Source organism: Sinorhizobium sp. NG07B (genome assembly GCF_002532005.1).
Classification (GTDB): domain Bacteria; phylum Pseudomonadota; class Alphaproteobacteria; order Rhizobiales; family Rhizobiaceae; genus Sinorhizobium; species Sinorhizobium fredii_C.
In genome coordinates, this window is the sequence record NZ_NWTD01000003.1 from 802,111 (window position 1) to 826,517 (window position 24,407).

Annotated in this window: 25 protein-coding genes; 9 read left to right on the top strand and 16 right to left on the bottom strand. The window is 63.6% G+C overall.

What is annotated here, in order from left to right; translation table 11 throughout:
* Positions 1-28 precede the first annotated feature (28 nt).
* The 5 genes from CO664_RS13640 to CO664_RS13660 all read right to left on the bottom strand — a co-directional run bounded on the left by CO664_RS13640 (position 29) and on the right by CO664_RS13660 (position 4,892).
* On the bottom strand, positions 29-1,090 hold the full coding sequence (locus CO664_RS13640; protein WP_176536574.1) for an L-idonate 5-dehydrogenase: 1,062 nt from the start codon (positions 1,088-1,090) through the stop codon (positions 29-31).
* Positions 1,087-2,493 carry a TRAP transporter large permease gene (locus CO664_RS13645; protein ID WP_097539056.1) on the bottom strand — a complete coding sequence of 469 codons (1,407 nt, stop codon included), beginning with the start codon at positions 2,491-2,493 and terminating at the stop codon, positions 1,087-1,089. The genes CO664_RS13640 and CO664_RS13645 overlap by 4 nt, the downstream gene beginning before the upstream one ends.
* A 3-nt stretch (positions 2,494-2,496) precedes the next feature.
* Entirely contained in the window at positions 2,497-3,069 is a 573-nt protein-coding gene (locus tag CO664_RS13650; protein WP_037419220.1) for a TRAP transporter small permease, read from the bottom strand.
* 65 nt (positions 3,070-3,134) lie between these two features.
* Positions 3,135-4,109, bottom strand: coding sequence for a sialic acid TRAP transporter substrate-binding protein SiaP (locus tag CO664_RS13655; RefSeq protein ID WP_097539057.1), 975 nt, complete (start codon positions 4,107-4,109; stop codon positions 3,135-3,137).
* Between the two features lie 36 nt (positions 4,110-4,145).
* Complete coding sequence (locus CO664_RS13660; RefSeq protein ID WP_234820269.1) at positions 4,146-4,892, bottom strand: FadR/GntR family transcriptional regulator; 747 nt, start codon at positions 4,890-4,892, stop codon at positions 4,146-4,148.
* 277 nt (positions 4,893-5,169) lie between these two features.
* On the opposite strand from CO664_RS13660, the gene CO664_RS13665 reads away from it, so the two are divergent.
* The 4 genes from CO664_RS13665 (at position 5,170) to CO664_RS13680 (ending at position 8,003) form a co-directional block, all read left to right on the top strand.
* Complete coding sequence (locus CO664_RS13665) at positions 5,170-5,580, top strand: hypothetical protein (protein WP_037419165.1); 411 nt, start codon at positions 5,170-5,172, stop codon at positions 5,578-5,580.
* A gap of 147 nt (positions 5,581-5,727) precedes the next feature.
* Positions 5,728-6,210, top strand: coding sequence for a VOC family protein (locus CO664_RS13670; protein WP_037419160.1), 483 nt, complete (start codon positions 5,728-5,730; stop codon positions 6,208-6,210).
* A gap of 184 nt (positions 6,211-6,394) precedes the next feature.
* On the top strand, positions 6,395-7,312 hold the full coding sequence (locus CO664_RS13675) for an aldo/keto reductase (RefSeq protein ID WP_097539059.1): 918 nt from the start codon (positions 6,395-6,397) through the stop codon (positions 7,310-7,312).
* 34 nt (positions 7,313-7,346) lie between these two features.
* Positions 7,347-8,003, top strand: a complete 657-nt coding sequence (locus CO664_RS13680) for a DUF6064 family protein (RefSeq protein WP_097539060.1) — start codon at positions 7,347-7,349, stop codon at positions 8,001-8,003.
* Positions 8,004-8,015: 12 nt separating this feature from the next.
* Here CO664_RS13680 and CO664_RS13685 read toward each other — a convergent pair whose 3' ends face one another.
* The 7 genes from CO664_RS13685 to CO664_RS13715 form a co-directional block, all read right to left on the bottom strand.
* On the bottom strand, positions 8,016-8,915 hold the full coding sequence (locus CO664_RS13685; protein ID WP_037419151.1) for a carbohydrate ABC transporter permease: 900 nt from the start codon (positions 8,913-8,915) through the stop codon (positions 8,016-8,018).
* A gap of 10 nt (positions 8,916-8,925) precedes the next feature.
* Positions 8,926-9,858 (bottom strand): sugar ABC transporter permease, encoded by a 933-nt coding sequence (locus CO664_RS13690; protein WP_097539061.1) that lies wholly within the window; start codon positions 9,856-9,858, stop codon positions 8,926-8,928.
* Between the two features lie 98 nt (positions 9,859-9,956).
* The gene (locus CO664_RS13695; RefSeq protein WP_097539207.1) at positions 9,957-11,273 is read right to left on the bottom strand and encodes an ABC transporter substrate-binding protein; all 1,317 of its coding nucleotides are present in this window, start codon (positions 11,271-11,273) and stop codon (positions 9,957-9,959) included.
* A 148-nt stretch (positions 11,274-11,421) separates the two neighbouring features.
* Positions 11,422-12,489: a sn-glycerol-3-phosphate ABC transporter ATP-binding protein UgpC gene (gene ugpC / locus CO664_RS13700; RefSeq protein WP_097539062.1), complete on the bottom strand. Its 1,068-nt coding sequence runs from the start codon at positions 12,487-12,489 to the stop codon at positions 11,422-11,424.
* 70 nt (positions 12,490-12,559) lie between these two features.
* Positions 12,560-13,336 (bottom strand): SDR family oxidoreductase, encoded by a 777-nt coding sequence (locus CO664_RS13705; protein WP_097539063.1) that lies wholly within the window; start codon positions 13,334-13,336, stop codon positions 12,560-12,562.
* Position 13,337: 1 nt separating this feature from the next.
* Positions 13,338-14,321, bottom strand: coding sequence for a D-erythronate dehydrogenase (gene denD / locus CO664_RS13710; protein WP_037419141.1), 984 nt, complete (start codon positions 14,319-14,321; stop codon positions 13,338-13,340).
* A gap of 33 nt (positions 14,322-14,354) precedes the next feature.
* The gene (locus tag CO664_RS13715; RefSeq protein WP_097539064.1) at positions 14,355-15,131 is read right to left on the bottom strand and encodes a FadR/GntR family transcriptional regulator; all 777 of its coding nucleotides are present in this window, start codon (positions 15,129-15,131) and stop codon (positions 14,355-14,357) included.
* Between the two features lie 263 nt (positions 15,132-15,394).
* Between CO664_RS13715 and CO664_RS13720 the strand changes: the two genes are divergently transcribed.
* Positions 15,395-16,330: a DUF817 domain-containing protein gene (locus CO664_RS13720; RefSeq protein WP_234819751.1), complete on the top strand. Its 936-nt coding sequence runs from the start codon at positions 15,395-15,397 to the stop codon at positions 16,328-16,330.
* A gap of 102 nt (positions 16,331-16,432) precedes the next feature.
* On the opposite strand, the gene CO664_RS13725 is transcribed toward CO664_RS13720, so the two are convergent.
* On the bottom strand, positions 16,433-17,110 hold the full coding sequence (locus CO664_RS13725; RefSeq protein WP_097525824.1) for an aldolase: 678 nt from the start codon (positions 17,108-17,110) through the stop codon (positions 16,433-16,435).
* Between the two features lie 18 nt (positions 17,111-17,128).
* On the bottom strand, positions 17,129-18,130 hold the full coding sequence (locus CO664_RS13730; protein WP_097525823.1) for a LacI family DNA-binding transcriptional regulator: 1,002 nt from the start codon (positions 18,128-18,130) through the stop codon (positions 17,129-17,131).
* 223 nt (positions 18,131-18,353) lie between these two features.
* Here CO664_RS13730 and CO664_RS13735 point away from each other — a divergent pair, with 223 nt between their 5' ends.
* From CO664_RS13735 to otnK, 4 genes are all read left to right on the top strand, one after another.
* Positions 18,354-19,670, top strand: a complete 1,317-nt coding sequence (locus CO664_RS13735; RefSeq protein ID WP_097539065.1) for an MFS transporter — start codon at positions 18,354-18,356, stop codon at positions 19,668-19,670.
* 69 nt (positions 19,671-19,739) lie between these two features.
* Positions 19,740-20,669 carry an L-threonate dehydrogenase gene (ltnD, locus tag CO664_RS13740; RefSeq protein ID WP_097525821.1) on the top strand — a complete coding sequence of 310 codons (930 nt, stop codon included), beginning with the start codon at positions 19,740-19,742 and terminating at the stop codon, positions 20,667-20,669.
* A 12-nt stretch (positions 20,670-20,681) separates the two neighbouring features.
* On the top strand, positions 20,682-21,458 hold the full coding sequence (gene otnI / locus CO664_RS13745) for a 2-oxo-tetronate isomerase (protein WP_097539066.1): 777 nt from the start codon (positions 20,682-20,684) through the stop codon (positions 21,456-21,458).
* Between the two features lie 3 nt (positions 21,459-21,461).
* The gene (gene otnK / locus CO664_RS13750) at positions 21,462-22,742 is read left to right on the top strand and encodes a 3-oxo-tetronate kinase (protein ID WP_097539067.1); all 1,281 of its coding nucleotides are present in this window, start codon (positions 21,462-21,464) and stop codon (positions 22,740-22,742) included.
* A 147-nt stretch (positions 22,743-22,889) separates the two neighbouring features.
* Here the strand turns inward: otnK and CO664_RS13755 are convergent, their stop codons facing one another.
* A complete protein-coding gene (locus CO664_RS13755) occupies positions 22,890-23,807 on the bottom strand; it encodes a DUF930 domain-containing protein (protein ID WP_234820253.1) in 918 nt (305 codons plus the stop codon).
* A 101-nt stretch (positions 23,808-23,908) separates the two neighbouring features.
* Positions 23,909-24,400 (bottom strand): ureidoglycolate lyase, encoded by a 492-nt coding sequence (locus CO664_RS13760; RefSeq protein ID WP_097525817.1) that lies wholly within the window; start codon positions 24,398-24,400, stop codon positions 23,909-23,911.
* Positions 24,401-24,407 lie beyond the last annotated feature (7 nt).

Below are 24,407 nucleotides of genomic sequence, written 5' to 3' on the forward strand. Positions count from 1 at the left end.
GGTCTTCCGCCCGCTTCCCGTATTCAATTCAGACCATGAATGTCAGCTGCACCTTGCAGGCGGACGATCGGTCGCCGGCCTGTTCGAAGGCCTGCACCGCCTGATCGACCGGAAAGGCATGCGAGATGATTGGCCGCACATCGATCCTGCGCTCGGCGATGAGCGCGACGGCCCGGGCGAATTCGTCGTCGAACCGCTGCGACCCGATCCACCGCAGCTCCTTGCCGACCAGCGCGTTGAGCGGCAGGGTGATGTCGCCGGTCACCCCGACCTGGACGATCAACCCACGCGGCCTGACCGCAGCGATCGCGCCGCGCAGCGCCGGCTCGGCGGCCGAGCACTCGAAGACGACGTCGAATTTGCCCTTGTCGGTCTCGTACTCGGCCAGACCCGCCGGATCGCGACGAATGTTGACAACCCGCGTCGCGCCCATAGCTTCGGCCCGCGCGAGTGCCGCATCGGCGAGGTCGGTGACCACGATCGTTTCCGCCCCCGAATGACGGGCGGCCGCGGCGACAAGCGCACCGATCGGCCCGGCCCCGGTGACGAGCACCTGCTTGCCGGTGAGATCTCCGGCCTGCCCCACCGCGTGCAGGGAGACCGCCAGCGGCTCGGCACAGGCGGCTTCGCCGGGGCTGACCAGCCTGCCGGCCGGAAAACACTGGCCGGCAGGGACAATGAGCCAGTCGCGAAACATGCCCTGCGCGTGAGGCAAGCGCATGGCGCTGCCCATGAAATGCATATTCAGGCAATGGATCGCGAGTCCTTCGCGGCAGAAGCGGCAGGTGCCGCATGGCTTACTCGGGTTCACCGCCACCAGTTCGCCGACTGCAAGTCCTGAGATCCCTGCACCGCGCGCCGCGACATGGCCCGACGCCTCGTGCCCGGGAATGATCGGCTCCTGCACCCGGACGGGGCCGAAGCCGCCGTCCTGATAGTAGTGAAGGTCAGAACCGCAAATACCGCCGGCCGCCATCTTCAGGAGGACCTCGCCTTCGCCGGGCTCGGCAACCTCCGCCGTCTCCACCCGAATATCGCGCGGGCCATAAAGCCGGGCGGCTCGCGCATGGCGCACTCCTCCCGCCATCATCGGATCAGTCCGACCGCGCCCGGCAGCCACAGCGTAACCGCCGGGACGAAGGTGATCAGGATGAGCGCGATGAAGAGCGGCAGGAGCCACGGCAGGATCGCCATCGTCGTCCGCTCGACCGAAAGCTTGGCCACCCTGGAGAGCACGAAAAGCACCATGCCGAGCGGTGGATGAAGCAGGCCGATCATCAGGTTGAGGGTCATGATCAGACCGAAATGCACCGGATCGATGCCGAACTGGGCCGTCAGCGGCAAGAGGATCGGCACCAGGATGGTGATCGCCGCGATCGTATCCAGGAAGCAGCCGACGAACAGCATCAGGAGGTTCACGAGGATCAGGAACACCCACTTGTTGTCGGTGATCGTCAGGATCGCGCCCGAGAGCAGTTGGGCCGCCTGGCTGACCGTCAGGAGCCAGGCGAAGATCGAAGCCGCCGTGACGATGAACAGCACCGAAGCGGTCGTCTCGATAGTATCGAATGTCGCCCGCGCCAGCGTCGACATCGTCATCGTCCGGTAGCGGACCAGGCCCAGGAACAGCGACCAGAGGACAGCGGCGACCGCCGCTTCCGTGGGGGTGAACCAGCCCATCGTCATGCCGCCGATCAGGATCACCGGCGTCATCAGCGCCATGACTGCCGAGAAATCGAAATACCAGTCGAGCGCCAGAAGCACGAGAAGCGCCAGGCCGACGGCGACGTTCATCGACAAGCCCGCCGACATCAGGAGATAGATGACGATCGGCACCGAAAGCACGACGAGCACTTCGACCGAAGCAGAAAGCAGCCGTCTGATCTCGAAGGGCGTGTCCGATCCCCAGCCGCGCCGATAGGCGAAAACCGCGACCGTCAGCATCATCAGCACCGTCATCACCACGCCCGGCACGATGCCGGCCATGAACAGAGCGCCGATCGAGACATTGGCCATCATGCCGTAGATGACGAAGGGGAGCGACGGCGGGAAAATGGGCCCGAGCGTCGCCGATGCGGCGGTAACACCGACGGCGGTTTCCACCGGATAGCCGTGATCCTTCATCGCCTTGATCTCGATCGTGCCGATGCCGGCGGCATCGGCGAGCGCCGTGCCGGACATGCCCGAAAAGATCACCGAGCCGATGATGTTGACCTGCGCCAGCCCGCCCTTCATCCAGCCCACGAGCGCGACGGCGAAGGAATAGATGCGGCCGGTGACGCCGGCGGAATTCATCAGGTTGCCGGCAAGGATGAAGAACGGCACCGCCAAGAGGGGAAAGCTCTCGACGCCGGCGATCATGCGCTGCGCTGCGATGATGTCGGGCGCGACGTTGTAGAAGACAAGATAGAGGACCGACGCCACGGCCATCGAGATGGCAACCGGGACGCCGACCACCATCAAGACCAGAAACGAACCGACGAGCAGGAGCATGGATCAGTCCTCGACCTTCTGGAATTCCTCGGGCTTCTCGAGAACCGAATAGCCGCGGCGTTGATTGGCGATGAACACCTGAACCGAGCGGACGAACATCATCACGAAGCCGGCCATGACGCTGTAGAAGACGATGTTGCGCGGCAGATCGACGGTCACCATGCGCTCATGGGCGACGATCGCCACATAGCGCCACATCAGCCAGCAGGCATAGGCAAAGAAACCGATGCGCACCAGATCGACGAAGATCGCCATCGCCCGCGCCAGCGGCCGCGGGAAATAGTGGTAGAGCACGTCGACCTGGATGTGGCGGGAGACGCGCACGCACATGACGGAGCCGAGAAACACCACGGCGATCAGGCAGTTTGTGGCGATCTCCTCCGTCCAGGCATAGGAATCGTTGAGGACGTAGCGCGTGAAAAACTGCAGGAACACGCATCCCGTCATTACCCAGAAGACGGCGAGCGTCACCCAGTCCTCGAAGGCATAGCTGGAAATATCCGCGGCGGGCGGAGCCTCGTCGAAGGAATGGGCGATTTCCTCCGGGGTCACTTGCAGATGGACTTCCTGTGACATGGCGATCATCCGACGTTTAAGAAACGGAATGTCGGCCCGCCATGCAGCGAGCCGACAAAGGCGGTTCACTTGACGGCGCGGATGGCCTCCCAGTCCTCCTTCTTGTAGCCGAAGTCCTCAAGCGCGACCTTTTCCATGACGGTCGACTCGAAATCGGCCTTGTCGACTTCGGCCACGTCGAGACCACGCTCCTTGAAGGTCGAGACGAGCGCCTTCTCACGCTCCTCGATGATCTTGGTGGCGCGCTCCGCAGCCTCCTGCATCACCTCGGTGAAAATCTGCTTGTCGGCATCGGAGAGCTGCGACCACAGGTTCTTCGAAACAACTGTGTTCAGATGATCGACGATATGGCCGGTCAGCACGATATGCTTCTGCACTTCGAAGAACTTCTTCGCTTCGATGGTCGTCAGCGGGTTCTCCTGGGCCTCGACCGTGCCATTCTGCAGAGCGAGATAGACCTCGGCGAAGGCGATCGGTGTCGTGTTGGCGCCGCAGGCGCGCGGCATGGCGAGATAAGCCGGGACGTCTGGGACGCGCATCTTCAACCCCTGCATGTCGGCGCATTTGGCGATCGGCTTGTTCGACGTGGTGTGGCGCGTACCGTAATAGGTGACGGCGGTGATGTGGTTGCCGGAGGCTTCCTCATAGCCCGCCGCCAGGCGCTTGAAGACGTCGCTTTTGGTATAGGCGATCAGATGGGCGGGGTCGCGGAACGTGTAGGGGAAATAGGTGACGCCGATCGGCGCATATTCGCGCGCCGCGAAGCTCGAGCCGGAAATTATGATATCGACCGTGCCGAGTTTCAGACCCTGGTTGATATCCGCTTCCTTGCCGAGTTGCGAGGCCGGGAAGACGTCGATCTTGTAGCGTCCCTCGCTGCGCTTGCCGATCTCCTCGGCGGCCCAAACTGATTCCGTGTGGAACGGCTCCGAGGTCTCGTAGACATGCGCCCATTTGAGCGCCGTCTGGGCCTGCGCTCCCAAGGCCGAACCCAGGATGGCCGCGGTTGCGCCGAGTAGCGTTAACAGTCTGACTTTCATCTTCTTACTCCTCCCAAAGTGAAGTCACTGCCTGCTTTACTGTCCTTCGGCACGCCTCCAGGCGGCCGGTAACGTGCTGTCGGACTGCTCCTCGACGAAGCTTGCCGACAGGCGAAGCTGAGATTGATCGAGATGGGCGCGCATCGCGGCCCGTGCGGCGGCCGGATCGCCAGCGGCGATCGCATCGCGAATGACCCGATGCTCCTCCATCGCCGCCCGCCAGGTGTCGGTGTTTTCGAAATAGCTGGCGAGCTTCTCGAAATAGGGCGTCATGCGCATGTCGTGGATACTGCCGACAAAGCGGTTGAGCGTCTGGTTGGCGATGATGCTCGAGACGATCACATGGAACTCGCGATCGATCGCCAGCGCCTCACGCCGGTCCTCGAGCGCGGCGGCCATGCGCGCCAGATTGTCGTCGAGGATTTCTATATGTTCGGGCCGGGCCAGCCGCGCCGCCTCCTCGGCGATCGCGCATTCGACGACCGCCCGGGCCCTCAGCAATTCGAATGGTCCTTCGAAATCTTCAGGCGGCACATCGGCCGCCGGCGCCTTGCGCGCCGTGACGTAGATGCCGGACCCCATGCGGATATCGATGAATCCTTCGACCTCGAGCACGATCAGGGCTTCGCGTACCGTCGGGCGCGAGACGCCCAGCTTCTGCGCGAGCTCCCGCTCGGCCGGAAGCCGCGAGCCCGGGGGCAATTCGCCCCGCTCGATCAGTCCTCGCATCTGGTCCGCCACCTGCCTGTACAGGCGGCGCGATTCCACGGCAGAGAACATCATATCCTCGCGCTGCAGGCCACGCGAGCGCTCGCGGCTGGTGGCCAAGTGGTCATACCAATTCGCGTAGAATACGCAACGCCTTTCCGATGTCAACTGCTGTTCGAATTACCCGGCGCTGCGCCCAGGCCGGGCAGCCGCGATTGACCGTTTGCACGTCAAGCCGGCAATAGCCGGCCCCCGCTGCATGCCTGTCGCCTGCCGATCCAAGGAACTCCAACGGCCCGCCGCCGTTTCCTCTGGGGACCACTTGACGGTCCGGATATGGAGGATCAGCAAAATGGCACAAGAAAAACCAATCGGTTCGGCTGTCCCGCGCGGCGTCGTCGATACTAAGTCCGGCACGGTTGGCGTTCCGAACCAAAAGAGCATGGAGGAGGAAGTCCGCTGGCTTCGTGAGCAGGTCAACGCATTGAAAGACACCCTCACCGATCTCGGCATTCCCTCGGGTCGGGCCGTGGCCAACACCGTCAGGGACACCGGCCGCAGGGCCGGAGAGATGGCGAGGGAGCATCCGGCCTGGACCGCCATTGCGCTCGTCGGCCTCGTCGGCCTGATCCTGGCAAGTACCAGCCGCCCATCCTGGTCCATGCGGCGCACTTCACGCGTAGAGGACGTCATTTCCGACATCGAGGATCGCCTGAGCGAATTGAAGGAGCGCTATTGGTCGAGCGGCTGGCGGCCCTGGTAGCAGGGCTCTCCACGCCCATTGACCGCGGAACCGGAGCTTGCCGGCGGAGGCAACGGGCGATCAGACGAAGATTCTTGCGCTCAGTCTGTCGGCTTCCGGCAAACCGGAACGTCCTTCGGCAATCGAACATCTCGAGGAGCTTATTCGATGGCCAAGATCGTCTCACATCTCTGGTTTGCCAAGGAAGCCCGCGACGCCGTCGACTTTTACGTTTCGACAATCCCGAACTCCACCATTTCGGGCGAGACGGCCGTGCCGGCGGAGACCCCGAGCGGCCCTCCCGGCAGCGTCAAGGTGATCGAGTTCACGCTGGAGGACCAGAATTTCATCGCACTCGAAGCCGGGCCGCTCGATCCCTTCAACCACGCCTTCTCGATCCTGCTCGAGTGCGACAGCCAGGATGAAATCGACCGCATCTGGGACGCTTTTCTCGCCAATGGCGGCGAAGCCGAACAATGCGGCTGGCTGAAGGACCGATGGGGCCTTTCCTGGCAGATCGCACCGCGCGTCCTGGGAGAGATGATGTCCAGTCCCGACCGCGACCGGGCCAAACGCGCAACCGAGGCCATGCTCGGCATGGTGAAGCTCGACATCGCCGCGCTCGAACGCGCCTTCAGCGGAAGCGCCTGAGCGTCGGCTCTCTGCACCGATCACGACTTCGTGGCTTCAGCGCCGTGGCAAGCGGGTTCATTATGCGCCCGATGCTACAGCGCCGCGTCTTATCAGCGCACCTTGAATGGCTGCATGCTTTTGTCCTCAAATCGGCTACGATCTAGGGAAGCATGCAGGAGTAGGCTTTGCGAAGGGGCGACCGATGAAGATTACTCGGCGCGCGACCATTCAGGGGCTTGGCATCGGCGCATTGCTGCCGTTCGCGCCGCGACTGGCGGTTGGCCAGCCGGCCGGCATTCTCACGAGGCCGATTCCGTCAAGCGGAGAACCGATCCCGGTGGTCGGTCTCGGCACCTGGATCACCTTCAATGTCGGCGACGACCCGGTGCTCATGGAGGAATGCGCCGCGGTGATGGCCGCCTTCTTCGAGGGCGGCGGCCGCATGATCGATTCCTCGCCGATGTACAGTTCCTCGCAGCCGACGATCGGTTACGGTCTCCGTAAGCTCGGCCATCCGGAGCGCCTGTTTTCCGCCGAGAAGGTCTGGATATCGGATGCGGGACAGGGAAGCGCGCAGATCGCGGCGTCGCGCGCCTATTGGGGCGTCGACAAGTTTGACCTCATGCAGGTGCACAATCTCGTCTCCTGGGAAGACCACCTGCCGGCTCTCCTTGAAATGAAGGCGGCAGGGCAGTTGCGCTATGTCGGCATCACGACATCGGAAGGGCGCAGACACCGCGAGATCGAGAAGGTCATGGCGAGCCAACCAATCGACTTCGTCCAGGCGACCTACAATATCCTCGATCGCGAGCTCGAGCAGCGCATCCTGCCTCTGGCCCGGGAAAAAGGCCTCGCCGTCATTGCCAACCGGCCGTTCCGGGAGGGTAATTTGATCCGCCAGATCGAGGACGACCCGCTGCCGGAATGGCTCGCAGAGACGGGCGCACGCAACTGGGCGCAGTTCCTCTTGAAATTCATCATCTCCCATCCGGCGGTCACCTGCGTCATCCCGGCGACCACCCGGGTCGATCACGTGCGCGAAAACCTCGAGGCCGCAGGCGGCGTCCTGCCGGACGAGAAGCTGCGCCGGCGCATGATCGACTATGTGGAAGCGCTGTGAGCGGCCGCTCGGCTCCTGACGGGAAGCGTGGCTGATGTCCGACTGGGGGACCTACACGCTCGCCGACTTCCTGATGTTCTCGCCGCGCGTCTATTTCCGCCTCATCGAACGCTACAATCAGGAATTCTGGCCGCTTCAGCTTGTCTTCATCGCAGGCGCGCTCGCCCTGCTCGTTCCGGCAGCCCTGCAGGCGTCCCGCGCCCGGATTGCGGTTCTCCCGCTCTTCGCCCTGGCATGGGCCTTCTGCGCCTGGCAGTTCCTGTGGACGCGCTATGCCAGCATCAACTGGGCGATGTCCTATGCTGCCGCTGCCTTTTTTCTCCAGTCAGGATTGCTGGTTCTGGCCGCCCTCCTGCCGCGCTCGCCCACCAACTCAGGCGGCCTGCGTCATCACGGCGGCATCGCCCTCGCCGTTTGCGGGCTGCTCGCCTATCCCTTCATCGCCCTTGTCGCAGGCCGTCCGCCCGCCACGGCGGAAACCTTCGGGATGATGCCGGATCCGACGGTTGCGACGACCTTCGGCGCCATGCTGATGGTCGGGCAAAAGAGGCTGTGGCTGCTTCTGCCCATCCCGATCCTGTGGTGTCTCTATAGCGGGCTCACCCTTTGGGCCATGGAGGACCTGGGCGCCCTGGCGCCGTTTGCCGCGGTTCTCGCCATCCTTGTCTTCCTCGTTGCGGGCAAGCGATGATAGGTGAGACCGTCACTCCTTGACCGCGCCGGTCATCGACGAGACGTAATAGTCGACGAAGAACGAATAGAGGATGACCACCGGCAGCGAGCCGAACAGCGCGCCGGCCATCAGCGCGCCCCATTCGAACACGTCGCCGCGCACCAGTTCCGTCAGCACGCCGACCGGCACGGTCTTGTTTTCCGACGACTGGATGAATGTCAGCGCATAGATGAACTCGTTCCAGGACAGCGTGAAGGCGAAGATGCCGGCCGATATCAGGCCCGGCACGGCAAGCGGCAGGATGATCCTGACGAGGATCTGCCAGCGTGTCGCCCCGTCCACCAGCGCGCTTTCCTCGAGCTCGAAGGGGATCGAGCGGAAATAGCCCATCAGCAGCCAGGTGCAGAACGGGATGAGGAAGGTCGGATAGGTGAAGATCAGCGCCAGCTTGGAATCATAGATGCCGAACTTGAAGACGATGAAGGCGAGCGGAATAAACAGGATCGACGGCGGCACCAGATAGGCGAGGAAGATCATCAGCCCGACCGGCCGCGAGCCGGTGAAGCGCACCCGCTCGATCGCATAGGCCGCGAAGATCGACGCCGCCAGCGAAAGGATCGTCGAGCCGACGGCGACCAGCATCGTGTTCCATAGCCAGCCGGGATAGGAGGTCTCGAACAGCAGGTATTTGATGTGGTCGAGCGTCGGGCCGACGACCCAGAAGGGACTGTAATTGTTGTAGTCGGTGAGCTGTGAATTCGGTTTCACCGCCGTGATCGCCATCCAGTAGAACGGGAACAGCAGCACGAAGACGAAGACCGCCATCGGCAGGTAGAGAGTAACGATCCGGCGCGGCAGACGGTTGAGATAGCTCATCCCCTCGGCGGTATCGGTGAGGACCTCGTCCGGTATTCTCGTGGTCGTGTTCATCTTTTCCTCCTCAGTCCTGTCCGCCCTGCTGCCACTTGCGACGCTGCAGGCCGAAGAAGCTGAACATGATGGCGGCGAGCAGGAATGGCACCATGGCGACGGCGATCGCCGCGCCCTCGCCGAGCTGGCCGCCCGGAATGCCACGCTGGAAGGAGAGCGTCGCCATAAGATGGGTGGCGTTCACCGGCCCACCCTTGGTCAGCACGTAGATGAGCTGGAAATCCGTAAAGGTGAAGAGCACCGAGAAGGTCATCACCACGGCGATGATCGGGGTCAGCATCGGCAGCGTGACGTAGCGGAAGCGCTGCCAGCTGGTGGCGCCATCGAGCGAGGCGGCCTCCTGCAACGAGGCGGGGATTGTCTGCAGCCCGGCAAGCAGCGAGATCGCCACGAAGGGAATGCCGCGCCAGACATTGGCGGCGATGACCGAGGCGCGCGCATTGGTCGGATCGCCGAGGAAGTTGATCGGCCCGTCGATCAGCCCGAGCTGCATCAGCGACCAGGAAATGATCGAGAACTGCGAATCGTAGATCCACCAGAAGGCGAGAGCCGAGAGCACCGTCGGCACCACCCAGGGCAGAAGCACGATGGCGCGGAAGAATGACTTGAACGGCAGGTTTTCGTTCAAGAGCAGCGCCAGCCACAGGCCGAGCGCGAACTTGAGGATCGACGCCACGAAAGTATAGAGCAGCGTATTGAAGACCGAGAGCCAGAAGACCGAATCGCGCGCCAGGAACTCATAGTTCTCTAGGCCGATGAAGATGCCATCGCGGCCGATGCGGGTGTCGGTGAAGCCGAGCCAGACGCCGAGCCCCAGCGGATAGGTGAGGAAGCAGATGAGAAAGACGGCGGCCGGCAACATGAACAGCAGGCCGAGCACATTGTTGTTCTGCATCAGCGAAGCCATGGCAGATGGCGCCTTTCCGGACGACGTGATGGACATCGAATTTCTCCGACCAGGAAATGGGTTCAGAAGCAGAGCCGGCGGCCTCGCCGCCGGCGTCATCGGTGGTCGCGGCGGCCGACAGCCGCCACGAGGGATCAGACGCGATAGTAGCGGTTCGCCCGTCGTTCGGCCTCGACAACGGCGTCCTCGGGCGTCATTTGGCCGGTCACTGCGGCTGCGAACATGTCGACCAGGACGTAATCCGCCATAACGCCTGCCGAGGCATAGCCGAGCGGACCGGCATAGCCGTTCGGCCGAAGGGTCTCGGAGGCCTTGGCATAGGGCGCATGGATCGGGTCGGAGGTCCAGACCGGGTTGTTGGCGAAGGCCTTCAGCGGCTGGCAGCAATAGGCACTCGAGCCCTGTATCCAGGCATTCATCTGGTCGGCCTCCATCATGAACTTGATATAGGCCTTGGCCGCTTCCGGATATTGGCTGTGGCTGAAGAGCAGGATCGAGCTCGTCTGGTGAAGCTCGACGCTCTGGCCGACCGGGCCGATCGGGAAGTTGGTGGTGCGGATATCCGCCGCCAGGTCGGCGAGCGCCGCGTCCTTCTTGGCAGCATAGTAGAGCGAGACGCCGTTCGCCGTCAGCGATACCTGGCCGGCGAGGAAGGCGCGGTTGTTGTTGATGTCGAGCCAGCTTTCCGTGCCCGGAATGAAGGTCTCGTAGAGCTGCTTGGCGTAGCTGATCGCCGCCAGCGTCTCGGGGCTGTTGATGGTGACCTTGCCGCCTTCGTCGACCATCTTGCCGCCGTGGCTCCAGAGCAGCCAGTGGGCGTAGTTGTTGCCGTCACCGACCGCCTTACCGTGCGGGAAGCCGGCCGGCGTGCCCTTGGCCTTCATCGCCTTGCAGAGCTCGAGGAAGCCTGCCGTGTCCTTGGGGAATTCACTGAAGCCCGCCGCTTTCATATGACTGTCGCGGTAGCAGACGGCGTTGCCGATCGCCGTCAGCGGCATGGCGATGAACTTGTCGTCACGAGTCGCATAGCCCTTCACGCCGTCGTACCAGCCGCCATATTTGTTGCCGAGGTAATTGGCGAGTTCGGTGACGTCGACGAGCTTGTCCGGATATTGATGCGCATCGTCGAACCAGCACATCACCATGTCCGGGCCGGAGCCGACATTCGCCGCGACGGCCGCCTTCGGGCGAATGTCTTCCCAGCTTTCCTTGTCAATGCGGACCTCGACGCCGGTTGCCTCGGTGAACTTCTTGGTGTTGGCAAGCCAGGCGTCCTCGTCGCCCTTGACGAAGGGCGTCCACCTCAGAAGCCTGAGGCTTGCGCCTTCTTCCGGCTTGTAGCTCGGCTCGGCGGCTTGCGCGAAGGATGGGCGGTTCCCGAGCGGCGAAAGCCCCGTTATACCGGCAATCGCCGCGGAACCTGCGAGAAAGTCACGTCTCTTTATCGGCATTTGGTACTCCTCCTTAAAACAGCGGGAGCATTTCTTCCGCCATTCGCCGTCCCGCTTGGCGAATGCGGCGACCCCGATGCCTGGCATTGCCTGGCATCACCCGCGCGGCATCGAGGAAGGCTCCTCCCCTTCCCCGTCCGCTCGGGCATCAGCCGAATAGTCGCCGTCCGGTTTCGGCGTCGAACAGGTGAACATGGGCGCCATCGATCGCCAGGCGGATCGTTTCGCCGGGCTTGGCAGTCACCCGCTCACGAAACACACAGGTCACCTCGTGGCCGCCGAGCCTGGCGATCATCTGAGTTTCGTAACCGGTCGGCTCGATCACCACGACCTCGGCCGGAAGACCGTTCGGGTCGAGCGACATGTATTCGGGCCTAAGGCCATAAACGAGATCGCGGCCGCGGGCGGCCGCAGCAGGCCGGGCGACGGGAAGCGCCGTGCCGTCGGCGGTCATGAAGGCCGTCGGGTCTTCGGAGTGAAGCCGGCCGCGAATCATGTTCATTGCCGGCGAACCGATGAAGCCGGCGACGAAGAGATTGGCCGGATGGTCGTAGAGCTCGAGCGGTGCGCCGATCTGCTCGACGATGCCGTCATGCATGACCACGATCTTGTCGGCCATGGTCATCGCCTCGATCTGGTCATGGGTGACATAGACCGTCGTCGTCTTCAGCCGCTGGTGCAATTCCTTGATCTCGGCGCGCATGGCAACCCGCAGCTTCGCATCGAGGTTCGAGAGCGGTTCGTCGAACAGGAACACCTGCGGGTCGCGGACGATCGCACGGCCCATGGCGACGCGCTGGCGCTGGCCGCCGGAAAGCTGGCGCGGGTAACGGTCGAGCAGTTTCGAGAGGCCGAGGATTTCCGCCGCAACGCCAACACGCTTGTCGATGTCCGCCTTGGGCTTGTTCGCCAGCATCAGCGAGAAGGCCATGTTGTCGGCGACCGTCATGTGCGGATAGAGCGCGTAGTTCTGGAACACCATGGCGATGTCGCGATCTTTCGGCGGCAGCCGGTTGACGACGCGGTCGCCGATGCGGATTTCGCCGGCAGTGATGTTCTCGAGGCCCGCCAACATCCGGAGCAAGGTCGATTTTCCGCAGCCGGACGGGCCGACGAGAATGACGAATTCGCCGTCCTCGATCTCGATGTTGACGCCCTTGATGACCGGAAACTGCCCGAAGGATTTCCGGACATCGACAAAATCCACGCCTGCCATTCGCGTTCCTCCCAGAACTCATTCCTGGCTTCGCCACCATCCCTCCTCGTGGACGGGCGAAGGCTTTGATCTATCCGCGGCCGACCAGCGGCATCTTCGTCGCCATCACCGTCATCGTCAGCACGTTTGCCAAAAGCGGCAGGCTCGCCATGTAGACGACCGCATCGGCGACATGTTCAACGGGAATCGTCGGCTCCGCCGCGATCTCGCCATTGGCCTGCAACACGCCGCTGCTCATCTTCTGCGTCATGTCGGTTGCGGCATTGCCGATGTCGATCTGGCCGCAGGCGATGTCGAAGGGCCGCCCATCGAGCGCCGTCGACTTGGTAAGCCCGGTGATGGCGTGCTTCGTCGCTGTATAGGGCGCAGAATTGGGCCGGGGGGTCGTCGCCGAAATCGAGCCGTTGTTGATGATCCGGCCGCCGCGCGGCTCCTGCGCCTTCATCAGCCGGAAAGCCTGCTGGGTGCAGAGGAAGGCGCCGGTGAGGTTCGCGGCAAGAATTCCGCTCCATTGCGCGAACGTGACCTCTTCGAGCGGCAGCGGCGGCACGCTCGAACCTGCATTGTTGACGAGCAGGTCGAGCCGGCCGAACTCGGCCCGGATCGCGTCGAACAGTGCCGCAACCTGACCGGGGTCGCCGACATCGCAGGCGATTGCCCGGACAACGCCGCCGCTTTCCGCGGCGATTTCGGCAGCCGCTTTCTCCAATACGTCCGGACGGCGTCCGGTGATAACGAGGCGATAGCCTTCGCCACTCAGCCGCCGGGCAATACCGAGGCCGATGCCGGACCCTCCGCCCGTCACCAGCGCAATCTTTCCCTCGCCCGATCTGTTGCCTTGTGCCATGTCAGATCTTCCCTCCGAGTTCATCCTCGACATGGATCCTGATGATCTCGTCGAAGCTGCTTTCGGCCGTGAAGCCCAGCTCGCGCGCGCGTCGCGCGTCGAAATTCGTCGGCCAGCCGGCGACGATCGCGGCGGTGACCGGATCCGGTTCGCGGCGGATGAGCCCCGCGGCCTTCGGGCCGGCAATGCGCTTCAGCGCCTCGATCTCCTCGCCGACCAGCGCCGACAATCCCGGCATGGTCAGGTTGCGCCGCGGCCCGATCCGGCTCGTATCGATTCGACCGGCATGGACGAAGAAACCGACCGCCGAGCGCGGGCTTGCGAACCAGTGCCGGACGCTTTCGTCGACCGGCAGAACGGCCTCCTGCCCGGCGAGCGGCTCGCGCAGGATGTTGGAGAAGAAGCCGGAGGCCGCCTTGTTCGGCTTGCCCGGCCGGACGCAGATGGTCGGCAGGCGGATGCCGATGCCGTCGAAGAGGCCGCGGCGCGAATAATCGGCAAGCAGCAATTCGCAGATCGCCTTCTGCGTGCCGTAGCTCGTCAGCGGTGTCGTGAAGAACTCGTCGCCGATCCTCTCCGGGAAGGGCCGGCCGAAGACGGCGATCGAGGAAGCAAAGATAACGCGCGGGACATAGCGCTCGCGCTGACCTTCGCTGCGGATCGCCTCGAAGAGCCCCCGCGTCCCGTCGAGATTGACGCGGTAGCCCTTGTCAAAATCCGCCTCCGCCTCGCCCGAAACGATCGCCGCGAGATGAAAGATAACGTCCGGCCGGGTCGCGACGAGCTGCCCGGCGCAGCCTTCCGTCGAGAGATCGAGCGCCAGCGCCGTCGAGATCGCGGAATAGGCCGCGGGGACCGGCGGCTCGATCACGTCGACCAGGGTCAGCCGGCCAATCTCATAGCCGAGGGCGTCCGGCTCCGCCGCGAGTTTCTCGACAAGTTTCCGGCCGATCATGCCGGCCGCACCGATGATCATGACATGCATTCGCGGCGAACCTCCTCGTTCGGCCACATCCGGTCACTCCGGATTGCGCGTACCCTTCTGTTTCTGTTTCCTGCCGTTTCCGTCGACGAGCAGTTCCTTCGTCGTCCGATAAATGCGCATGAGGTGCTGGTGAAAGGCCGCGACGACCGCTTCGCGGTCGTGCCGCCGCAGCGCCTCGAAGATTTCGCTGTGATCCTTGTAGCTGGCCTCGATCGCGCCCGGGCGCGACATGGCGCTGCGCCGGTAGTCCATCATGTAAGTATAAAGGTCCGTCACAAAATCCGAGAGCAGCGGATTGCCGCAGGCCCTGTAGATCGCCACGTGGAACTCGCGGTCGCAGATTAGGAAGCGCATCGCATCGTCGCCGCAGAGTTTTTGCGCCTCGAGCAGGGTTTCGAGCTTCTTCAGCGCCTCTTCGTCGATGTTTTCCGCGGCGTCGCCCACCACCTTCAGCTCGATATGCTGGCGGGCGGCATGGACGTCCTCGAGATCATAGCTGTCGATGGCGTTGGGGGAAGCGATCGTCACGGTGACGTCGCTGAGATCGACATCGGCGACGCGGCTGCGGCTTCCCTGGGAGACCTCGATGATGCCGCGGGCCGCGAGCGTTTGAATGGCACCGCGCACCGTCTCACGGCTGACATGTAGGACGTTGGCAAGTTCCCGCTCGCCCGGCAGTTCGTCACCCGGGCGGAGCATATTCGTCGCCACCAGCACCATCAGCTTGTCGGCAATCATCTCGCGCGCCGTGCGGCGGTCGAGGCTGCGCCCCACTTTCGGCATCTGCGTGAGTATCGGACTGCCAGTCATCGGCGCCACTCCTCGACTGATCCACTGGTTGGTCCACCGGATCAGTCATATGAATAGAGGCGGGAAGAGAGCGGCGGTCAAGGCCAGTTCGTTGCGGCGACGCATCAAAAGAATAGGTTGCTGTTGTGCAATGCGAAATTGAACAGGCGCCAGAGGGCCCCCGAGATGGGGTCTTTAGAAATAGGCGTCCGCTAGCCTCTTGGACACAAAAAAGCGCAAAACTCTCCTCATCGGTTGTAGCGTAGTTCCAGCAACTAGCACGCATGACAGATCAGCCCAAATTCGAACGTTTCGACGATCTCGGCCATGGTCCGACACCGTCCTTGGACGTAGCGCCCGCACGCCGCTTCACTTCGCTTGAGGCGCAGATAGATGCGGCCGCTCACCGAATACTCGACGCCCTGCCCGCGCACGGCTTCGCAGGTGCCTTGGTTGAATTCACCGTCTTCGGGTTGAAGCAGGCATGGGCGTGCCTGTTCGGCGGACTGCTGCTCGCCCTGATCATCGCCTCTCATCAGTTCTGGCCCGAAGATGCTCTCCTGGCCCGCTATGACTTTCTCTTTCTGGCGGCGCTCGGCATCCAATTTGCAATGCTGGCAGCGAGGCTTGAAACCTCGTCCGAGGCGAAGGTCATTCTGATCTTCCACGTCGTCGGCACGGTCATGGAGGTCTTCAAGACCGCGGCAGGCTCATGGATGTATCCTGAGGAAAGCATCTTCCGGATCGGCGCGGTGCCGCTTTTCTCCGGTTTCATGTATGCGGCTGTCGGCTCCTATCTCGCCCGCATCAGCCGCATCTTCGACATGCGCTACACCCATTATCCGCCGGTCTGGTCGACCGCGCTTCTGGCAGTCGCGATCTATGTCAACTTCTTCAGCCACCACTTCACCATAGACGTTCGCTACGGGCTGTTCGCGGCGACTGCGATAATTTATCTGCGCACTGTGGTGCACTATCGCGTCTTCCGCTTTCGCCACCGCATGCCCTTGATGCTCGGCTTCCTGCTGGTGGCGCTGTTCATCTGGTTCGCAGAGAACATTGCCACATGGTCACGTGCGTGGATCTATCCGTCGCAATCGCACGGCTGGACGCCCGTATCCATCAACAAGCTCGGCGCCTGGTACCTGTTGATGATCATTTCCTTCGTGCTCGTCACGCTGGTACATCGGCCACGCAAACTGGACGAGACGCATCGATAAACCCGGGGGCTGCTCAGACGAGCATCGGCGCACTTGCTCGTAGGCGGCAATGGCAGTTTTCGTGTTTCCTACCGACATTCACCGACGTTGGCAGGCGCAAGCTCAGCCGTGGTCATGCCCTTCGTGATCATGGAGGGACGGAAGATCGAGACCGAAGGTCTTGGCGAGGTCGGTCACCTGGTCCGGGCTAAGATAACGCGGGTTGAGGTTGCGCAGCAGCAGATAGAGCTTCGCCGTCTCCTCAAGTTCCTCGGTGGCGAAGACCGCCGCTTCGAGGCTGTCGCCGGCGACGACCGGGCCGTGATTGGCGAGCAGCACGGAGGAATACTTGCCGGCAAGGCCGCGGATCGCGTCGGCGACCGCCGGATCGCCGGGACGGTAGTAGGGCACCAGCGCCGTTTCGCCGGCGCGCATGAGGTAGTAAGGGGTCATCGGCGGCAGCGCGGCGCGCGGATCGATCTCCGGCAGCATGGTGAGCGCAACCGCGTGGGTCGAATGGAGATGGACGATCGCGCGGGCGCTGCTGCGCGACTCGTAGAGGGCCGTATGGAGCGGTATCTCCTTCGTCGGCTTGTCGCCGGAGACGAGCCTACCCTCGGGATCGAGCCGCGAGATGCGGGCCGGGTCGAGAAAGCCGAGCGAGGCGTTGGTGGGCGTCACCAGCCAGCCGCCATCGTCGAGCCTCAGCGAGATATTGCCGGAGGAGCCAGGCGTCAGCCCGCGCTCGAACAGCGATCGCCCGTAACGGCAGATTTCCTCGCGCAGGCGGCTCTCGGACATGGGGCAGATCCTTTCAATTTAGGCGGTTGCGCCTTCGACCAGCTCGAAGCCGAGATCGACCACCTGGGGTGGCGCGTTGGCAACGACAAGCTCGGCCGCCAACTGCCCCGTCCGGACACGGGGCGTGCGAATGGTCGAGAGCGGCTGCGGCGTCACCCTTCCGATATCGAGGCCGTTATAGCCGAAGATCGCCAGTTGCGAAGGAATCGCGATGCCGCGCGCCAGGCAATGGAAGTAGCCGCCGAGCGCCATGTCGTCGTTCGAAAAATAGACGGCATCGAGATCGGCGTGCCGGGCGAGCAGCCGCTCCAGGCCCAGCCGTCCGCTCTCCACCGACGACGCACCCGAACAGATTTCCCGCCCGACCAGCGGCGTGCCGGAAGAGGCGAGCTTTTCGCAGAAGGCGGCGAAGCGCTTGCCGGCGCGGGTATCGCGTTCGAGGTCATGGCCGACATAGCCGATGCGGCGATAGCCCCGCTTCAGCAGGAATTCGGCACTGGCGCACCCCGCTGCACGATTGGAAAAGCCGACTGCCAGATCGACGGCCGTGCCGTCGACATCGAGCACTTCGGCCACCCGGCAGCCGCTGGCGCGCAGCATCTTCAGCGTCCCTTCCGAATGTTCGAAGCCAGCGAGCATCACTGCCGTCGGTCGCCAGGCGAGCATGGCGGCGACAAGCCCCTCCTCGCGCTGCGGATCGTAGTCGGTCACCGAAAAAACGGCCTGATGCCGGTTCGCCTCCAAGACGCCGCTTGCCCCGCGCAGCACGTCGGGGAAGACGATGTTGGAGAGCGACGGAATGACGAAGGCGACGAGCCGCGATCCGGCGGAAGCAAGCGTTCCGGCAATCCGGTTCGGCACATAGCCGAGCCGCTCGACGGCCTCCATCACGCGCTCCCTCGCCTTGCGCGAAAACGAACCCTCGTTTCTGAGGACGCGCGAAACCGTGCTTTCGCCTACGCCGGCGGCCGCGGCGACCTCGGCAAGCGTGACCGTGCTGTGCTTGAAATCGAAATCCACGTCCGACTCCACTCTCCCGCTGCGGCCGCCCCATCGCTCCTCATCGCTGACGGACCGCCTTGTCTTTTTCAGATACGCCATTTGTTTTGGCAGCGCTACCATTTTTAACTTGGCAGCGCTGCCAAATTGCGCTAGGGAAAAGTGGCAGCGCTGCCAATCCTTGGCGCCGTATCGTCGGATTGCCTAGGGGAGGCGCCGGCGAAACTACTGGAGGAGGAAAATCATGACCCTGGAAACCCAGGCGCCGATCGACGGCGCCTATGCAGCTCGATCGGTGGAGGACCGCGCCTATAGCAAGGTCTTTTGGCGCATCATCCCTTTCCTCATGCTCTGCTACGTGGTCGCCTATCTCGATCGCGTCAATGTCGGCTTCGCGAAACTGCAGATGTCGAGCGAGCTCGGCCTTTCGGAAGCGGCCTACGGCATCGGTGCCGGTATCTTCTTCATCGGCTATTTCCTGTTCGAGGTGCCGAGCAACGTCATCCTCAACAGGGTCGGCGCCCGGGTCTGGATCGCCCGCATCATGATCACCTGGGGCGTCATCTCCGCTGCCTTCATGTTCACCACCTCGGAAACCGTGTTCTACATCCTGCGCTTCCTGCTGGGTGTCGCCGAAGCAGGGTTTTTCCCTGGGATCATTCTCTACCTGACGACCTGGTATCCGGCGCATCGTCGCGCCAAAATCATCACCACCTTCATGTCGGCGATCCCGATATCCTCCATCTTCGGTAATCCCCTTTCCGGCCTGCTGATGGACAGTTTCCACGGAACGCACGGCCTTTCCGGCTGGCAGTGGATGTTCCTGATCGAGGCCATTCCTGCGGTCGTTTTCGGTGTCGCCACGTTCTTCTATCTCGATGACGCCATCGGCCACGCCAAGTGGCTGACGAAGGAAGAGAAGAAGGTGCTGAGCGCCAATATCGACGCCGAGAACCGGACCAAATTGTCGAGCCCACACAGCATCGCCGGCACGCTGACCGACCGCCGCGTCTGGCTGATGTGCCTCATCTATTTTTGCTTCGTGCTCGGACAATACGGCCTAAATTTCTGGATGCCGACGCTCGTCAAGGCTACCGGCGTCACCGGAAACCTGAACATCGGCCTGATATCCGCCATCCCCTATATCTGCACCTTCATCGCCATGCTGGCGCTCGGGCGCTCGTCCGACCGGTTGCGCGAACGGCGCTGGCACCTCGTCGTTCCGGCCCTCATCGCCGCCGGCGGGTTCGTCGCGGCGACGACGGCGACGAGCACCACGCTCGCGATCGTCTGCCTGTCGCTGGCTGCAGCCGGTGCCATCAGCTGCGCACCGCTTTTCTGGTCCCTGCCGACGGCATTTCTCGCCGGCACCGGAGCAGCGGCCGGCATCGCCTGGATCAACTCGGTCGGCAATCTCGCCGGTTTCCTCGGGCCATTCCTGGTCGGCTATCTCAAGGACTTCACCGGCAGCAACAGCGCCGGCATGTATCTCCTTGCCGCGGCGCTGGTCATCGGTTCGCTGGCTGTGCTGGCGGTTCCCGCAAAGACCGTGAACCGGTAAGCTCCAACCGCGCCGCCGGATTCGGTCCGGCGGTGCCCGCCTGCCACATCAGGGATGGAGAGTCTATTCATGTCATCGCATGCTGAAAGTCCCGAACGCGTCACCGCGGCGGTGATCGGTCTCGGATCGATGGGCTTCGGAATGGCCCAGTCCATGAAGCGCGCCGGCCTCGATGTCGTCGGCTACGACATTGCTGCGGCAGCGGTCGAGCGCTTCGCCGCCAAAGGCGGCCGCGGTGCGAATACGCTGCGCGAAACCGTGGCCGATGCCGATATTGTCGTTTCGGTGGTCGTGAATGCCGCCCAGACCGAGGCCGTCCTGTTCGGCGCAGACGGCATCGCCGCGGCCATGAAGCCCGGCGCGGTCTTCGTCTCGTCGGCGACCATGGATCCGGCAATTGCACGCCGCCTGGCGGAGCAGCTCGAAGCGCTCGGCTTGCACTATCTCGATGCGCCGATCTCCGGCGGCGCCGCCCGCGCCGCGAAGGGCGAGCTGACGATCATGGCGTCGGGCTCGCCGCAAGCCTTCGCTGCAGCCCGCCCCGCGCTCGACGCAATGGCCGCCAAGGTCTACGAGTTGGGAGACGCTGCGGGTACCGGCGCGGCCTTCAAGATGATCAACCAGCTTCTGGCCGGCGTGCATATCGCAGCCGCCTGCGAAGCCATCACCTTTGCCGCCAAGCAGGGCCTCGACCTCGACAAGGTCTACGAGGTGATCACCGCCTCGGCCGGCAATTCCTGGATGTTCGAGAACCGCGTCTCGCATGTGCTCGCCGGCGACTACACGCCGCTCAGCGCCATCGAGATCTTCGTCAAGGACCTCGGCATCGTCCAGGACATGGCGCGCGCCGAGCGCTACCCGGTGCCGCTGGTGGCGGCCGCCCTGCAAATGTATCTCGCCGCTTCCGGCGCCGGCATGGGGCGCGACGACGATTCCTCGCTTGCGCGGCTCTACGCCCAGCTTTCCGGCGCCAAGCTGCCCGGCATGGACAAGGGATAAAGGACGTTCGACATGCCCGTTTTCGCCGCCAATCTGACGATGATGTTCAACGAGTGGTCGTTCCTAGACCGCTTCGACGCCGCCGCGGAAGCGGGTTTTACGGCCGTCGAATATCTCTTCCCCTACGAGGCACCCCCGGAGGCGATCGCCGAACGGTTGACTCGCAACAAGCTTGAGCAGGCACTCTTCAACCTGCCGCCCGGCGACTGGGCGGCGGGCGAGCGCGGCATCGCCGCCCTTCTCGGCCGCTTCGAGGCGCTGAAAGTCGATGTCGAGCGCGCACTCGACTATGCGGCAGCGACGGGCGTCAAGCGGCTGCATCTGATGGCGGGTCTCGCAGATCCCTCAGACGAGGAGGCCGTAGCCTGCTATCAGCGTTCCGTGATCTACGCCGCCGAGCGCCTCGCTGAGAAAGATCTCGACCTGCTGCTCGAACCGATTAACGGCCGCAACATGCCCGGCTATTTCCTCAACGACTTCGGCGCCGCCGAACGGTTGATCACCGAGCTGAACCTCGCCAACCTGAAGCTCCAGTTCGACATCTACCATCGCCAGATCATCCATGGCGATGTCGCGATGGCGCTCCGACGTCTCATACCGATCACCGGCCACATCCAGATCGCCAGCGTGCCGTCGCGGCAGGAGCCGGACGGCGAAGAGCTGAACTACCCCTATCTCTTCGCCGAGATCGACCGGCTCGGCTACACCGGCTTCGTCGGCTGCGAATACACCCCGCGCGGCGGAACGCTCGACGGCCTTGCCTGGTTCAAACCCTTTGCACGGAGCTGACCAATGACAATCCTTTTGGGATCGATCGCCGACGACTACACGGGCGCCTCCGACCTCGCCAATACGTTGACGAAGAACGGCCTGCGCACGGTGCAGACGGTCGGCATTCCCGATCCGGCGCTCGCCCTGCCCGACGTCGACGCAGTGGTCGTCTCGCTGAAGATCCGCTCTGTTGCCGCCGACGAGGCTGTCGCTGCGGCAAGCAGGGCGGAACGGTGGCTGCGCGACCGCGGCGCCGCCCATGTTCTCTACAAGATCTGCTCGACCTTCGATTCCACCGATGAGGGCAATATCGGCCCGGTGACCGAGGCGCTGGCGAAAGCCGCGGGCGGCGGCATCGCGCTCGTCACCCCGGCCTTTCCGGAAACCGGCCGGACCGTCTATCTCGGCCATCTTTTCGTCAACGGACAGCCGCTCGACGAAAGCCCCCTCAAGGACCATCCGCTCAATCCGATGCATGACGCCAATCTGGTTCGCGTCATGGGCCGGCAGTCTCAGGGCAAGATCGGCCTCGTCGACCTGGCGACGATCATGGCCGGCCCCGCCGCCGTAACGGCCCGGCTCGATGCCCTGCACGCCGAGGGGATTGCCGCATCGATCGCCGACGCGATCTCTGAGCGCGACCTCGAAACGCTCGGCGAGGTGGCGCTGCGGACGCCCGTATCGACCGGCGCTTCCGGCCTCGGGCTCGGCCTCGCCCGCGCCATCGTGCGCTCCGGTCGCGCTTCTTCGGCAGGCACAGCCACGACGGATGCCGTGCGCCCCGTCGGGGGACTTGCCGCCATTGTCGCCGGCAGCTGCTCGGCAGCAACGCTGCGGCAGCTCGAGATTGCCGAACGCTCCATGCCGGTGCTGCGGCTCGACACGGAGAAGCTGCTCAGAGGGTCCGACGAAATTTCCGCGGCGATCGCCTGGGCCGGCGAGCGGATTTCCGCAGGCCCGATTGTCATTGCCGCAAGCGCCTCGCCCGATGTGGTCTCACGCCTGCAAGCGCATTATGGGCGCGAAGCGTCCGGCCACGCGATCGAAACCGCAACGGCAACCGTCGCCAGCGAACTGGTGGCGCGCGGCGTCAAGCGCCTCGTCGTCGCCGGCGGCGAGACCTCCGGCGCAACGGTCGACAGGCTCGCCATCCCCGCCTTCCTGATCGGCCCCGAGATCGCTCCCGGCGTGCCGGTTCTTCGCACCGTCGGCAATGCCCAGGGCGACATGCTGCTGGCGCTGAAGTCCGGCAATTTCGGCGGCGACGACTTCTTCGCCACGGCGCTGGCGATGATGCGCTGAGGCCCGCAACCACCCGGCAGGCCTTCCTCGATCCTCATTCCTGTGCTCGTCACAGGAATCCTGTGTGTATGATCTGTGGTAGATGGGTGCGGGTGGAAGGAATCCGTCAAGCTCATTTCGCCATTATCTGAAAGACGCACCGCGCTCTCACTCCTTCGGCAGCTGGCGCGTGCTCCACTCGCCCCTGGGAATCGCCTTACCGATCGCAAAGCTGAAGGAGGCGACCGACGTCGTCTCCGAGTTGACCTCGCATTTGAAGTCGATCGTGTACCATTTTCCCCGGCTGCGGAAGGCGCCGCCGCTGGCATTGAGACCCGAAGCCGAAACCATACCGCCGATCGGTCCAAACGGGACAAGCATGTCCGGAAAGGCATCAGGTCTCTCTCGGCGCACCTGTTCGAGCGCCTCGATGGTGCAAAGCTGCACGATCCGCCTCTTCGGCGGCAGCCGTCCCATCGCCTGTTTGACGCGGGGGTCCGACAGGGCATCCTTGGAATAGATTTCCTTCGCCTCGACCAGATTGCTCGACTGGCGCTCGGAGGCGGTCTCTGCCGGCTTTTGCGCCGCATCCGCCTTCGCTTCTTCCGGCAGCGGCTTCTCGCTGAGAACAGGCGCTCCTTGACGCGCTGGAGCAGCCTCGTCCGACTTGTTTACCGCGTCCTTGGCTTCGACGCGCAACTCAGCCAATGCCGTTCTAGTTTCGGATGGCTTGTCGGCGTTGTCCTTCCTGGCAGAGGGAGCACTTGCCTGCTCAGCCGGTGTCTTGGGCCTCTCGATCCTGCTTGGCGCGGTGGGCGGCAATTGCGGCTGCGGCGGCTTTTCCTTGTCAACCTCAGACGAAGCGGATTCGAATACCTGTGGCTGCGCCCGGGATGACTGAGGCCTTGGCTGGTTCGATTTTTCCTGTGGCTTTTCCTCAGGCTTCGGCGGCGGAACAAGCTCGACATTGATGCTTTGCTCTTTTGCAGGCGGCGCATGCTCCGGCAGCCGAACGAGAAGCAGGAAGGCCAGCGCCAGATGCAGGGCGACCGAGGTCGGAATGCCCCACCCGGTTTCTCCCCACATTGTTCTGGCCGTCTGCAGCATTGCTCAATGGATCACGGACTCGATCGCCCGAACCTAAGAGCTTGATGGCCCCGCAACAAGGGCGCAGGCGACAATGTCCGTCACGCGTACTCGACCCGATAGGGCGTATCGAAGAAATGCTCCTCCAGATTGCAACCTTCGCCGCCGCGGTCGACGACGACGAAATCGGAGACGCCGTAGAGCGGCGTCAGAATGCCGTGCCAGACGTTGCGGGCGATGTTGACGCCCTGGCCGGACGCCGTCTCGAAAGCGATTGGTTCGCCCGGCCTGCCTCCCTCATCCGGAGCGACCACGACAAGAAAGGCGTTCTCCGTCAGCGGCACGAAGGCCTGGCTGCCAAGGGGGTGGCGCTCCACCATCCTGAGCGGCAGCGGAATCTCGTAAGGCTCGCCGCGCAGCAGGCTGATCAGGGCGCGCGCCTCCGGGCCGGTCGTCTCGACCGTTGCGAGATCGTGGTAGCGGATGCATTTGCCCGCATTGATGGGGAAGCTCTTTGCCTCGTCGACTTCGATCACGTCGCCGAAGGGGGCGAATTCGGCCCGCGACAGGGGCCGGATCGGCAGGGATTTCATCGCATTT